Below are 12,050 nucleotides of genomic sequence, written 5' to 3' on the forward strand. Positions count from 1 at the left end.
CCCATGGTCGAGCGAAACGATCATGGGCAAACCTAGCCGAAAACTGCGCAAGCCGGTAAAAATCCGGCAAAAGCCCTTCGATCAGGCTTCCTTCTCCAGGCTCTGCGTCACCGGGAGGAGGTCCTGGGCCAGCACCTGCCGCAGGAAGACCGCCGCCACGCGGTGCTGTTTGTCCAGGACGATCGTCGACGGGATGATGTTGCGCGGGTAGCCGCTCAGCTTGAGCAGCACCCGGCCGTCCGGGTCGTAGATCGACGGGTACGTCAGCTGCCGGTCCCGGACGAAGTCCTGCGCCACGTCGCGCGCCGGGTCGCGGACGTCGATGCCCACCACCTGGACCTCCGGTGCCTGCTTCGCCAGCGACTCCAGCTCCGGGACCTCCGTGCGGCACGGCCCGCACCACTGGCCCCACAGGTTGAGCACGACGACCTTGCCGGGGAAGTCCGCCAGCGACAGCTGCTTGCCCTCGTTCATCAGGTCGTCGCCGGCCAGCACCGGCGCCGTCTGGCGCTGGGCGAGGTCGTAGGTGATGTCGACCTTGCCGCCCGGGGAGACGAAGCTGAAGCTGCTCCCCTGCACCACCGCGTCCTTGCCGCTGCTGCACCCGGCGAGCGCCAGCACCGCGACGACCCCGACGACCAGCCGTTTCATGCCCCGGTCACCTTCGGATCGGTGGTGCCGGCGGGCTCGCTGTAGACGATCTCGCGCAGTTCGCCGCCGTCGAAGACGAGGCTGGTCAGCGACGCCAGCGAGCACTGGCGGCGCCGCGGGTCGTGCCACAGCTTCTTGCCCTCGAGGAACCGCCGCAGCGTCCAGATCGGCAGCTGGTGCGACACGCAGAGCGCCTCGTGGCCGTCGGCCGCCTCCCGCGCCCGGTGGACCGCGCCGAGCATCCGGTGCGCGATCTCGAGGTAGGGCTCGCCCCACGACGGCTTGAACGGGTTGATCAGCTTGGGCCAGTGGCGAGGCTCCCGCAGCGCGCCGTCGCCGACCGCGACGTGCAGGCCCTCGAACTGGTTGCCGGCTTCGATCAGGCTCTCGTCGGTCGCGATGTCGAGCCGGTGCGCCGCGGCGATCGGGCCCGCCGTCTCCTGCGCGCGCTGCAGCGGCGACGCGACGACGTGCACGAGGTCGTGGCCGGCGACGGCCTCGGCGACCGTCAGCGCCTGCCGCTGCCCGCGCTCGGACAGCCGGTAGCCGGGCAGCCGGCCGTAGAGGATCTTCTCGGGGTTGTGCACTTCGCCGTGCCGCAGCAGGTGGACGACGGTGGTCACTTGACCGCCTCCGCCGCCGCGCGAGCCGCCGCCGGCAGGGCCGCTTCGATCACCGAGAACGCTTCGTCGTCCATCGCCGCGTTGACGAACCAGGCCTCGTACGCGCTCGGCGGCCCGTACACACCCGCGTCGAGCAACGCGTGGAAGAACGCCGGGTACCGCCACGTCTCGGACGCCTGTGCGCCCGCGTAGTCGCGCACCGGCTGGTCCCCGAAGAACACGCTGACCAGGTTGCCCGCGTACTGGACGTGGTTCGCGACGCCGGCGGCGCTCAGCTCGCGGCGGAAGAGGTCGCCGAGGCGCTTCGCGTTCGCGTCGAGCGCCGCGTACACGGCGTGGTCGGCCGCGCGCAGCGTCGCGAGGCCCGCGGCCACCGCGACGGGGTTCCCGGAGAGCGTCCCGGCCTGGTAGACCGGCCCGCCCGGGGCGAGCTTGGCCATCACGTCGGCGCGGCCGCCGAACGCCGCCGCCGGCAGGCCGCCGGACATCACCTTGCCGAACGTGTAGAGGTCGCCGGCCACGCCTTCGAGGCCGAACCAGCCCGCGCGCGAGACGCGGAACCCGGTCATCACCTCGTCCATGACGAGCAGCGCGCCGTGCTCGTGGGCCAGGTCACGCAGGCCGGCGTTGAAGCCCTCGTCCGGCGCGATCGCACCCATGTTGCCGGCCGCGGCCTCGGTGATCACCGCGGCGATCTCGCCCGGATTGTCCACAAAGGACTTCCGGACGGCGTCGAGGTCGTTGTAGGGCAGCACGATCGTGTCCGCGGCCTGCGCGCCGGTGACGCCCGGCGACGTCGGCAGCCCGAGCGTCGCGACGCCGGAGCCGGCCTGCGCGAGCAGCGCGTCGACGTGACCGTGGTAACACCCGGCGAACTTCACGATCTTCGACCGGCCGGTGAACCCGCGGGCCAGCCGGATCGCGCTCATCGTCGCCTCGGTGCCGGAGTTGACCAGCCGGACCTGCTCGACGGGCTCGACCCGGCCGATGATCTCCTCGGCCAGCTCGACCTCGCCGATCGTCGGCGTGCCGAACGACAGCCCGGACGACGCCGCCGCGCGTGCCGCCTCGACGACCGCCGGGTGCGCGTGCCCCAGGATCATCGGCCCCCAGGAGGACACCAGGTCGACGTAGCGGTTGCCGTCGGCGTCCCACAGGTGCGGGCCCTCGCCGCGGACCATGAACCGCGGGGTGCCGCCGACCGAGTTGAACGCCCGGACCGGCGAGTTCACCCCGCCCGGGACGGCCGCCTTCGCGCGTTCGAACCATGCCTTGGACTGCTCGGTTCCAGTGCTCACCTGCCCAGTCTCCCAAACCCCCCTAAGATGGCCGGACGCCGCCCGGGAGGGGAACAGCCGGTGACCGATCGTGTGTCACAGCGCAACCCGTGGCTGGTGCTGGCCTGCTTCCTCGGCGTCGTCGCCGTGGTGGCCGTGGTCGGCGCCCTGGCCGCGGCGTCGGCGAAGGACGTCTACGCGCGGCTCGAGCTGCCGCTGTGGGCTCCGCCCTCGTCCCTGTTCGGTCCGGTGTGGACAGTTCTGTACGTCCTGATCGCGGTGTCCGGCTGGCTGTACTGGCGCACGGACGGCGAAACCCGGGGCTTCGCCGCGTACGGCATCGGTCTGCTGGCCAATCTGCTGTGGACCCCGCTGTTCTTCGAGGGCGGCGCGGCGCAGGCGGCGCTGGTCGACATCCTCGTGCTGGACGTCGTCGTGGTCGTCACAATCGTCCTGTTCGCCCGCCGCTCGAAGGCCGCCGCCGCGCTGCTGGTGCCCTACCTCGCGTGGATCCTCTACGCGACGGCCCTCAACACCGCGATCGTCACGCTCAACTAGCGCGCGGCCTGCTGGGTGATGGCCTGCGCGGCCACCGTCCCGTCGTCGCCCACCTGCCCCTGGACGACGACCGTCGAGCCCGGCTTGAGGTCGGAGAGCTTGCCCTGCTGGGTGACGCCGACCGTGGTCGAGTCCGATGTGGACACCTTGACGTCGTCGCCCTGGGCGGTCTTGACGTAGACCGTGGTGCCGTCGACGCGGTCGACCGTGCCCGTGGTGCCGCGCCCGCCCGCGCCGCGGAAGCCGCCACCCTGCTGGCCGGTGCCGCCCTGAGTCCCCCTTGGGTGCCGCCGGCCGGCCGGGTGGGCGTCGCTGAAGACGACGAACCGAACGCCGCGTGCGTCCAGGCGCCGCCGCCGAACGCGATCGCGAGCACGACGAGCCCGGCCAGCACCATGGTGGTGCGGGAAAACGGCTTCGCGGCGCGGCGCATCTCGGCGTTCAGGTCACCCTCGACCGCCGGGCGGGCGACGATCTGCTCCGCGGTCGGCTCCGGAGCGTCGCTCTCACGGGAAAGCGCCGCCAGGGGAAGCTCGGTCGTCGGGTCGTCCCCGGGGGCCGAGCCCGGCGGGTTCGTCGTGGACGAAGACATAGGCGAAGACTCCTTACTCGTGACGCACGGCGGCGGTCTATTCGTGACGCAGGGCGTCGATGGGCCGCAGCTTGGCGGCCCGGTTCGCCGGGAAGCTGCCGAAGAACAGCCCGATCAGGGCGGATACCGCGAAGGCGAGCAGGATCGAGGACGGCACCACGACGGGCTTGATCCCGGAGATGGTGAACCGGCTGCCGATCAGCCCGATCGCGACGCCGAGCAGCCCGCCGAACAGGCTGAGCATGGTCGCTTCGGCGAGGAACTGGCCGAGGATGGCCGCGCGCGGGGCGCCGATGGCCTTGCGGATGCCGATCTCGCGGATCCGCTCGGTGACGGTGACGAGCATGATGTTGGTGACGCCGATGCCGCCCACGAGCAGGGAGATCGCCGCGACCGCCGCCAGCAGCACGGTGAACGTCTCGGTCGCCGACGTCCGCGTCGCGAGCAGCTGCTCGGAGTTCTGGATCTGGTAGTCGGCGGTGCCGCCGAGCCGGATGCCGTGCCGCGCGTTGAGGATCGCGGTGATCTCGGACTGCGCCAGCGAGACGGAGTCCGCGCTGGTGGCCTGGACGGCGATCTGGCTGAGGCTGCCGTACCCGGCGAGGGAGTTCTGCACGGCCGAGATCGGCGCGATGGCGACGTCGTCGGCGTTCTGCAGCCCGGTGCTGCCCTTGGCCTGGAGCACGCCGATCACGGTGAACTGGATGCTGTTCAACAAGACGTTCTTGCCGACCGGGTCTGTGGCGGTGCCGAAGATCGACTCCGCCGTCGTCGGGCCGAGCACGACGACCTTGCGCGCGGCCGTGACGTCCTCGCTGGTGAACAGCGAGCCCTGGGCCAGGTCGCGGTTGGTCGTCGTGAAGTACGCCGGCTCGGTGCCCGCGACGCTGGAGATGTCGTACGACGTCTGCCCGTAGGTCGCGGTCGCCGTCGTGTTCACCACCGGCGAGGCCGCCTTGACGTCCGGCGCGCCGACCGGGTCGACGAGCGCGTGCGCGTCCTGGACGGTCAGCGGCCGCGCGGACGCGCCCTGGCCGCCGCCGCGCGCCGGGGAGACGTTGACGACGTTGGTGCCGAGGCCCTGGATGCTGGCCGCGATGGCCGCCGACGCACCGTTGCCGACCGCGACGAGCAGGATCACCGCCGCGACGCCGATGGTGATGCCGAGCGTGGTGAGCGCCGAGCGCAGCTTGTTCGCGGTGAGCCCGCGGACGGCGAAGCGCAGGATTTCGAGGAAGTTCACGAGACCGCTCCGACCGCGCGAGTGACCTCGTCCGACACGATGAGGCCGTCGTCGACCCGCACGACGCGGTGCGCGTGGTGCGCGACCTCGTCCTCGTGCGTGATCACGACGATGGTGCGGCCGAGCTGGTTGAGCCGGTCGAAGACGCCGAGGACGTCCTCGGTGCTGCGGCGGTCCAGGTTGCCGGTCGGCTCGTCCGCCAGCAGCATCGCCGGGCCGGTGACCAGCGCCCGCGCCACGGCGACGCGCTGGATCTGCCCGCCGGAGAGCTCGCTGGGGAGGTGCTTGGCCCGGTCGGACAGCCCGACCATCTCGAGCGCCGCGAGCGCGCGCCGCCGCCGTTCCGACCGGCGGAGTCCACTGTAGACGAGCGGAAGCTCCACATTGGACAAAGCGGACGTCCGCGGCACCAGGTTGAACGACTGGAAGATGAAGCCGATCTTCCGGTTGCGCAGCAACGCCAGTTGCCGTTCGTTCAGCCGGCCGACGCCGAATCCGTCCAGCAGGTACTGGCCGGACGTCGGGACGTCGAGGCAGCCGAGCATGTTCAGCAGGGTCGACTTGCCCGAGCCCGAGGCACCCATGATGGCGACGTACTCGCCGGGCCACACGGTGAGGTCGACGCCGCGCAGCGCGTGCACCGCCGTCTCGCCGGCGCCGTAGGTCTTGCGCAGTCCGGAGACCGCGATCACCGGGTTCACCCGCGGCCGCCGAAGCCGCCGCCGGTGCCCGTGCCGCGCTGGCCGCCGCCGGGGAAGCCCCCGGTCCCGCCGCCGGGGAACCCGCCGGTGCCACCCGTCCCGGTGCCGGTGCGGCCGGTGCCGGTGCCGCCGGTCGCGGCCGTCGCGGTGAGCACCACGTTCTCGCCCTCGGTCAGCCCGGAGGTGATCTGCACGGTCGACTCGCCGCGGATGCCGACCTGCACCTGGCGCGTGACGTTCTGGCCGTTCTCCTGCACGGTGACGACGTTGGTGTTGCCGGCCGTCGTCACGGCCGCGGCCGGCACGCTCAGCGCGTTCTGCGCCTCGGCGACGGTGATCACGACGCTCGCCGACTGGCCGGGCCGCAGTCCGTCCGGCGGGTCGGTCAGGGCCAGCTGCGCACCGTAGGACACGACGCTGCCGCTCGTCGTCGGCGTCAGGTTGATGCTCGAGACGGTCGCCTGGACCGGCTTGTCCGGCAGCGCGTTGAGCGTCACGGTGGCCTTCTGGCCCGCCTTGACCTTGCTGACGTCGATCTCGGCGACCGAGGTGTTCACGACCAGGCCGGTCATGTTCGTGATGGTGATGAAGCCACTGCTGGAGCTGCTACTGCTACTGGCCGCGGCGCTGTTCGAAGATCCCTGCCCGCCTTGGCCGCTGCCGCTGGAGGACGGCTGGGCGCTGCTGCTCGACGCGGAGCCGCTGGAGGACTGCTGCCCGACCGTGCCGTTGACCGCGGTCACCGTGCCGGCGCCGGGCGCGACGAGCGTGGTGTTGTCGAGCGCTTCCTGCGCGGTCTGGACGTCGAGCTCGGCCTGGTCCAGCTTCGCCTGCGCCGACGTGACGCTGGTGGCCGCCGACTGCGTGCTGTTCTGGCTGTTCTGCCCGGTCGCCGGGGTGCTTTCGGCGGTCTCGGCGGAGTCGAGGTTGTCCTGCGCGACGGCGAGGTTCGCTTTCGCGACCTGAAGCTGCTTCGCCGCCTGCGTGCTGTCGATGGTGGCGAGCTTCTGGCCGGCGCTCACGACGTCGCCGACCTTCACGTCGATCGAGGTGACCTTCCCGGCCGACGAGAAGTTCGCCGCGCCGGTGTAGCTGCTGGCGAGGGTCCCGGCGGCGGAAATGGTTTCGGTGACCGTCGCGCGGCGCACCGGGGTGCTGCGGGTCTGCGCCTGCGCCGTGTTCGGTTCGGGGCTGAATGCCTGGTATATCCCGAAACCCGCTCCGGCCAGCAGTACGACCAGAGCACCGTTGATCACCCATGCCTTCGAGGCACGCACGCGCGTCATGCGGCAACCCTGCTGCCGCTGTTTAGCAATTGACTGTTCGTTCCCTGTGCGGGAGCTGTGTATCAGGCCTTCGGTTCGCGGTGCCGCGCACGGACCGCGAGCGAGAGCTGACGGATCGCGTCGACCAGCAGGAGCACGGCCACGGTGCCGAGCCCGATGGCGGCGGCGAGCATCCCGCCGAAGTACCGGTGCGACTCGAGCGCCGCACCGTCGTCGGTGTGCGTGACGACGGTGGCCGCACCGCCGTGCCAGAGCGCGTAGGCGGCCCACCCGGCGGCCACGGCCAGCACGACTTCCACGACGGCGACGAGCGTCCGCCACGGCTTGTGCAGCCGAGCGCGCGGGCCGGGTTCTTCCGGCGGCCAGAGCTCGGCCCCGGTGGGCTGCGGGAGGTCGATCACAGGAGGGATTTTCTCATGCTTCCTTCGGCGTCGCCCGGACGAGCCGGTCGAGCGCGTCCTGGAGGGCTTCGACGTCCTTCGCCCACGCCAGGACGACCGTGCCGTCCACCAGCTCGACCGGTAGGGAGTCGTACTTGCGCGGGACCGACCAGCCGCCACCGAGCACTCGCGCCCCGACCGGGGCGCCGACGTCCTTCACCGACGCCAGCTGGTCCGCCGCGACCTTCTCGCGGCCCTGGCGCAGCTGCTTCGTCGTGACTTCCAGCGAAAGGAACCGGCGCCGCGCGTACACCCACGGCACGGTGATCACGCACAGCCCGGCGCCGACCATCACCCAGCCCACGACGTGCACCGGCCCGCCCGTGGCGAGTTCCGCCAGCGCGCCGACCAGCGCGAACACCGGGCCCCACACGATGGCGGCCCAGCTCACGCCGGATTCGGCGTAGAGCCGGTCGCTCACGGCTTCCGGCCGGCCTTCGGGAAGTAGCCGGCCACCGAAGGCAGGTACATCAGGATCAGCGCGATGACGAACAGCAGCACCGCGACCAGCGTCAGGTAGTTGATGATCGGGGCGACGACCATGATCAGCAGCACCATCACGATCGGCAGGATCGTCAGCACCGTCCGGGCCGAGCGGGTGCCTTCGCGGGCCTTGTACGCGAAGAGCAGGAACAGCAGCACGAACACGATCGACCCGCCGAGCAGGTACCACAGCAGCGCCGTGACGCCGTCCGCGATCATCTGCGGCGTGTACTTCGGGTCGGTGGTGCCCTTGACGTACTGGTCGATGACCGCGGACTTGCTGGTCAGCAGCTGGACGTAGCTGAGGATCAGCACCACACCGCCGCCGAGCCACAGCCAGAACGAGATCGCCACCGGCCGCGGCGGCGTCGCTTTCGGTGCCTTCTGCCCCGGCAGCACCGGGTCCGGCGAGCGGCCCTGCTTGCGGCGTTCGTCGTCGGTGAGACCGCTGAGGTCCTCGGTGTCCTTGTCCGTCACGCGGTGACTCTAACCGGTCAGTCCAGCCAGGCAGCGGCCTCGGCGGCCCAGTACGTGAGGATCATGTCGGCGCCCGCGCGGCGGATCGACGTCAGCACCTCGAGGATCGTCCGCTCGCGGTCGAGCCAGCCGTTCGCCGCGGCCGCCTCGACCATCGCGTACTCGCCCGAGATGTTGTACGCCGCCACCGGGACCGGGGAGATGTCCGCGGCCGCCTTGATGACGTCCAAATAGGACAGCGCGGGCTTGACCATGATCATGTCCGCGCCCTCGGCGAGGTCCAGCTCGATCTCGCGCAGCGCCTCGCGGCCGTTGCCCGGGTCCTGCTGGTAGGTCTTGCGGTCGCCCTTGAGCTGCGAGTCGACGGCCTCGCGGAAGGGGCCGTAGAACGCGCTGGCGTACTTCGCGGAGTAGGCGAGGATCGCCTTGTCGCGGTGGCCGGCCTCGTCGAGCGCGCGGCGGATGACGCCGATCTGGCCGTCCATCATCCCGGACGGCCCGAGCACGTGCGCCCCGGCTTCGGCCTGCGCGACGGCCATCTCGGCGTAGATGCGCAGGGTGGCGTCGTTGTCGACCACGCCGTCGGCGTCCAGGACGCCGCAGTGGCCGTGGTCGGTGAACTCGTCGAGGCACGTGTCGGCCATCAGCACGGTCGCGTCACCGAGCTCGTGCCGCAGGTCGCGCAGGGCGACGTTGAGGATGCCGCGCTCGTCGACCGCCCCGGAGCCCTCGGCGTCGCGCGTGGCCGGGATGCCGAAGAGCATGAGCCCGCCGACCCCGGCGTTGACCGCGTCGACGGCGGCCTTCCGCAGCGTGTCGCGGGTGTGCTGGACGACGCCCGGCATGCTCGAGATCGCCTTCGGCTGGTCGAGGCCCTCGGCGACGAACATGGGGAGGATCAGCTGGCGTGGCCGCAGCGTCGTCTCACCCACCAGCCTGCGCATGGCCGGGGTGGTGCGGAGCCTGCGGGGACGATGCTCTGGGAACACCCTTCCAAGTTACTCCGCGCGGTCCGGCGGAAGTTCCGCAAGGGTGCCCAGCGGCCGCTTCCGCACGATGAGCGTGCGGGTCGCGACCCGCGGGGCCGAAAAGCCGTGAAGGCCTCCTTCCCGGCCTTTACAGCCGGTAAGGAGGCCTTCACGGACCAACGAACCTCAGGAGCGGCGGGCCCGCTTCGCCTTGCGCGGCGGCGGCAGCGCACCCTCCGCGCGAAGCCGGGCGGCGTGCTCGGCCAGCGCGTCCACCAGGTGCGGCACGTCCGCCTTCTCCGGCTGGACGTCGACCCGGAGCCCGAACTCGACCGCGGTCTCCGCGGTCTTCGGGCCGATGCACGCGACCAGCGTGCGGGTGTGCGGCTTGCCGGCGATGCCGACCAGGTTCCGCACGGTCGAGGACGAGGTGAAGCAGACCGCGTCGAACCCGCCGGTCTTGATCATCTCGCGGGTCTCGGCGGGCGGCGGCGCGGCCCGGACGGTCCGGTAGGCCGTCACGTCGTCGATCTCCCAGCCGCGCTCGCGCAGGCCGGCCGACAGCGTCTCGGTGGCGATGTCCGCCCGCGGCAGCAGCACGCGGTCGACCGGGTCGAGCACGTCGTCGTACGGCGGGAACTCGGCCAGCAGGCCTTCCGACGACTGCTCACCGGCCGGGACCAGCTCGGGGATGATGCCGAACGAGCGCACCTTCTCCGCGGTGGCCGCGCCGACGCAAGCGATCTTCACGCCGGAGAACGCGCGGGCGTCCAGGCCGAACTCCTCGAACTTCTCCCACACCGCGCGCACCGCGTTGGTGGAGGTGAAGACGATCCACTGGTAGCGGCCGTCGACCAGGCCCTTGACCGAGCGCTCCATCTGCGCCGGGCTGCGGGGCGGCTCGACCGAGATGGTCGGCACCTCGTGCGACGTCGCGCCGTGGCCGCGCAGGCGCTCGGCCATCTCGCCGGCCTGCTCCTTGGTGCGCGGCACCAGGACCTTCCAGCCGTAGAGCGCCCGCGACTCCCACCAGGACAGCTTCGAGCGGTGCCCGGCGGCCTGGCCGATCGTGACGATCAGCGGCCCGACGAGCTCGCCCGCGTCGTTGGCGACCTTCTCGAGCGTGGTGTCGAGGGTGCGTTGGGTGTTGATGGTGCCGTTCGCGGTGACCGCGACCGGGGTCGACGCCGGGACGCCGTTGCCGGTCAGCGCCGACGCGGCCTCGGCCAGGTGGGCCGACGTCGCGTGCAGCACCAGCGGGCCCGGCGAGGCGGCCAGGGCCGCCCAGTCGACGTCGCCGCGGACGTCGACCTCGGTGTGCGTGCCGCCCAGCGCGACGCCCGCGTAAGCCGGGACGGCCGCGCCCGGCGAGACGCCCGGGATGATGTCGAACACGGCGCTCGTGCGCGCGACCGCCTGCACCTCGGCCACCACGGCCGGGGTGGTCAGCGGGTCGCCCGCGATCAGGCGCAGCACCAGCCGGCCGGCCTTGGCCTCGGCGGTGAGGTCCTTGGCGACCTCGGCCGCCTCGCCGACGGCGGGCCGGACCTCGGCACCCTCGGCCGCCATGGCCAGCACGGCCTGGGGCACGTCGGGGTCGGTCACCACGACCTCGGCCTTGGCGAGCAGTTCCTGGGCACGGACCGTGAGCAGGCCGGCGTCGCCGGGCCCGGAGCCCACGAACGCTACGCGCCCGGTGGTCTTTCGCGCGGGGGTCATCTGTGCGTTTCTCCTCTTGCGGCGGCCGCGCGCGATCGCACGGCCACAGGTCTCCTACGTCTGTGAAGCGCCCCGAAGGTCGCTTACTGCGCGGGGCCGGAGAGGGCTCCGGCTCCGAGGTCCAGCAGCTCGGCGGCCAGGTCCTTGCCCAGCTGGGCAGCCTGGTCCTTGTCGGCGAGCGCGATGGCCCGGACCATGTCCACCGCGCCGTCCTCGCCGTCGACCGCGGCGGTGCCGCGCAGCGAGATCCGTTCCACGACCTTGCCCTCGGCGTCGAGATCTTCAACGATCTCGGCGAGCGCGCCCACCGGCGCGCTGCACCCCGCCTCGAGCGCGGCCAGCAGAGCACGCTCGGCCGTCACCGCGGCCCGCGTGCTCTCGTCGTCCAATGTGGATGCGAGCAGCTGCTCGAGGTCCACGTCGGCGGTCCGGCACTCCACCGCCAGCGCACCCTGGGCGGGCGCGGGCAGCATCTGGATCGGGTCGAGGGTCTCGGTGATCACCTCGGCCAGTCCGACCCTGGCCAGTCCGGCACGCGCGAGCACCACGGCATCCAGCTCGCCGTCGGTGACCTTGCGCATGCGGGTGTCGATATTGCCGCGAATCGGCACGATTTCCAAACCGAGACCGAGCGCGCGCAGCTGCGCGGTGCGCCGCGCCGCGCCGGTGCCCACCGTCGAACCCGGCGGCAGCTCGCCCAGCGTCAGCCCGTCGCGCGCGATCAACGCGTCCCGTGGGTCTTCGCGCGGCGGCACGGCGGCGAGCGTGATACCCGGCTCGGGTGCGGTCGGCAGGTCCTTGTACGAGTGGACGATGACGTCGACCTCGTTGCGCAGCAAGGCTTCCCGCAGCGCGGAGGTGAACACGCCGACGCCGATCGTCGCGATGGGCGCCAGCGACTTGTCGCCGGGGGTGGTCACCTTGACGATCTCGACCTCGACGCCGGTGGCGCGCAGCGCGTCGGCGACGGTCCCGGTCTGGGTGAGCGCGAGCTTCGAGCCGCGGGTCCCCATGCGAATGACTCTGGTCACT

13 protein-coding genes and 1 pseudogene are annotated in these 12,050 nt (G+C 71.8%); 1 reads left to right on the top strand and 13 read right to left on the bottom strand.

The genetic code is table 11. From position 1 onward, the window contains the following. Positions 1 to 81: 81 nt before the first annotated feature. The 3 genes from QRX60_RS08785 to hemL are packed head-to-tail and all read right to left on the bottom strand — an operon-like array spanning position 82 to position 2,572. Complete coding sequence (locus tag QRX60_RS08785; RefSeq protein ID WP_286000276.1) at positions 82 to 651, bottom strand: TlpA family protein disulfide reductase; 570 nt, start codon at positions 649 to 651, stop codon at positions 82 to 84. After that, positions 648 to 1,274 (bottom strand): histidine phosphatase family protein, encoded by a 627-nt coding sequence (locus tag QRX60_RS08790; protein ID WP_286000277.1) that lies wholly within the window; start codon positions 1,272 to 1,274, stop codon positions 648 to 650. Before QRX60_RS08790 ends, QRX60_RS08785 begins: the two co-directional genes overlap by 4 nt. Then, positions 1,271 to 2,572 (bottom strand): glutamate-1-semialdehyde 2,1-aminomutase, encoded by a 1,302-nt coding sequence (gene hemL, locus QRX60_RS08795; RefSeq protein WP_286000278.1) that lies wholly within the window; start codon positions 2,570 to 2,572, stop codon positions 1,271 to 1,273. Before hemL ends, QRX60_RS08790 begins: the two co-directional genes overlap by 4 nt. A 27-nt stretch (positions 2,573 to 2,599) precedes the next feature. On the opposite strand from hemL, the gene QRX60_RS08800 reads away from it, so the two are divergent. Further along, entirely contained in the window at positions 2,600 to 3,109 is a 510-nt protein-coding gene (locus tag QRX60_RS08800; RefSeq protein WP_408630219.1) for a TspO/MBR family protein, read from the top strand. Here QRX60_RS08800 and QRX60_RS08805 read toward each other — a convergent pair. The 10 genes and pseudogenes from QRX60_RS08805 to hemC all read right to left on the bottom strand — a co-directional run bounded on the left by QRX60_RS08805 (position 3,106) and on the right by hemC (position 12,031). Then, positions 3,106 to 3,701: pseudogene (locus QRX60_RS08805) on the bottom strand (hypothetical protein). The gene QRX60_RS08800 and the pseudogene QRX60_RS08805 overlap by 4 nt on opposite strands. 37 nt (positions 3,702 to 3,738) lie before the next feature. After that, a complete protein-coding gene (locus tag QRX60_RS08810; protein ID WP_286000280.1) occupies positions 3,739 to 4,944 on the bottom strand; it encodes an ABC transporter permease in 1,206 nt (401 codons plus the stop codon). Continuing rightward, positions 4,941 to 5,645, bottom strand: a complete 705-nt coding sequence (locus tag QRX60_RS08815; RefSeq protein WP_286000281.1) for an ABC transporter ATP-binding protein — start codon at positions 5,643 to 5,645, stop codon at positions 4,941 to 4,943. Before QRX60_RS08815 ends, QRX60_RS08810 begins: the two co-directional genes overlap by 4 nt. Further along, positions 5,642 to 6,931: an efflux RND transporter periplasmic adaptor subunit gene (locus tag QRX60_RS08820; protein ID WP_286000282.1), complete on the bottom strand. Its 1,290-nt coding sequence runs from the start codon at positions 6,929 to 6,931 to the stop codon at positions 5,642 to 5,644. Before QRX60_RS08820 ends, QRX60_RS08815 begins: the two co-directional genes overlap by 4 nt. A 62-nt stretch (positions 6,932 to 6,993) precedes the next feature. Beyond that, positions 6,994 to 7,332 carry a hypothetical protein gene (locus QRX60_RS08825; RefSeq protein ID WP_286000283.1) on the bottom strand — a complete coding sequence of 113 codons (339 nt, stop codon included), beginning with the start codon at positions 7,330 to 7,332 and terminating at the stop codon, positions 6,994 to 6,996. A 13-nt stretch (positions 7,333 to 7,345) separates the two neighbouring features. Beyond that, positions 7,346 to 7,792 (bottom strand): hypothetical protein, encoded by a 447-nt coding sequence (locus tag QRX60_RS08830; RefSeq protein WP_286000284.1) that lies wholly within the window; start codon positions 7,790 to 7,792, stop codon positions 7,346 to 7,348. Then, positions 7,789 to 8,331, bottom strand: coding sequence for a heme-copper oxidase family protein (locus QRX60_RS08835; RefSeq protein WP_286000285.1), 543 nt, complete (start codon positions 8,329 to 8,331; stop codon positions 7,789 to 7,791). Before QRX60_RS08835 ends, QRX60_RS08830 begins: the two co-directional genes overlap by 4 nt. A gap of 17 nt (positions 8,332 to 8,348) precedes the next feature. After that, on the bottom strand, positions 8,349 to 9,320 hold the full coding sequence (gene hemB, locus QRX60_RS08840) for a porphobilinogen synthase (protein WP_286000286.1): 972 nt from the start codon (positions 9,318 to 9,320) through the stop codon (positions 8,349 to 8,351). Positions 9,321 to 9,485: 165 nt separating this feature from the next. Then, positions 9,486 to 11,018 (bottom strand): bifunctional uroporphyrinogen-III C-methyltransferase/uroporphyrinogen-III synthase, encoded by a 1,533-nt coding sequence (locus QRX60_RS08845; protein WP_286000287.1) that lies wholly within the window; start codon positions 11,016 to 11,018, stop codon positions 9,486 to 9,488. Positions 11,019 to 11,101: 83 nt separating this feature from the next. Next, entirely contained in the window at positions 11,102 to 12,031 is a 930-nt protein-coding gene (gene hemC / locus QRX60_RS08850) for a hydroxymethylbilane synthase (RefSeq protein WP_286003535.1), read from the bottom strand. Between the last annotated feature and the right edge of the window lie 19 nt (positions 12,032 to 12,050).

Origin of the sequence: Amycolatopsis mongoliensis (genome assembly GCF_030285665.1) — a bacterium.
Lineage (GTDB): Bacteria > Actinomycetota > Actinomycetes > Mycobacteriales > Pseudonocardiaceae > Amycolatopsis > Amycolatopsis mongoliensis.

Bases quoted from the DNA above. Each gene is read 5' to 3' on its own strand.
- hemC (WP_286003535.1), bottom strand. From the start codon at position 12,031: ATGGGGACCCGCGGCTCGAAGCTCGCGCTCACCCAGACCGGGACCGTC.
- QRX60_RS08785 (WP_286000276.1), bottom strand. From the start codon at position 651: ATGAAACGGCTGGTCGTCGGGGTCGTCGCGGTGCTGGCGCTCGCCGGG.
- QRX60_RS08845 (WP_286000287.1), bottom strand. From the start codon at position 11,018: ATGACCCCCGCGCGAAAGACCACCGGGCGCGTAGCGTTCGTGGGCTCC.
- QRX60_RS08820 (WP_286000282.1), bottom strand. From the start codon at position 6,931: ATGACGCGCGTGCGTGCCTCGAAGGCATGGGTGATCAACGGTGCTCTG.
- QRX60_RS08800 (WP_408630219.1), top strand. From the start codon at position 2,600: ATGGCCGGACGCCGCCCGGGAGGGGAACAGCCGGTGACCGATCGTGTG.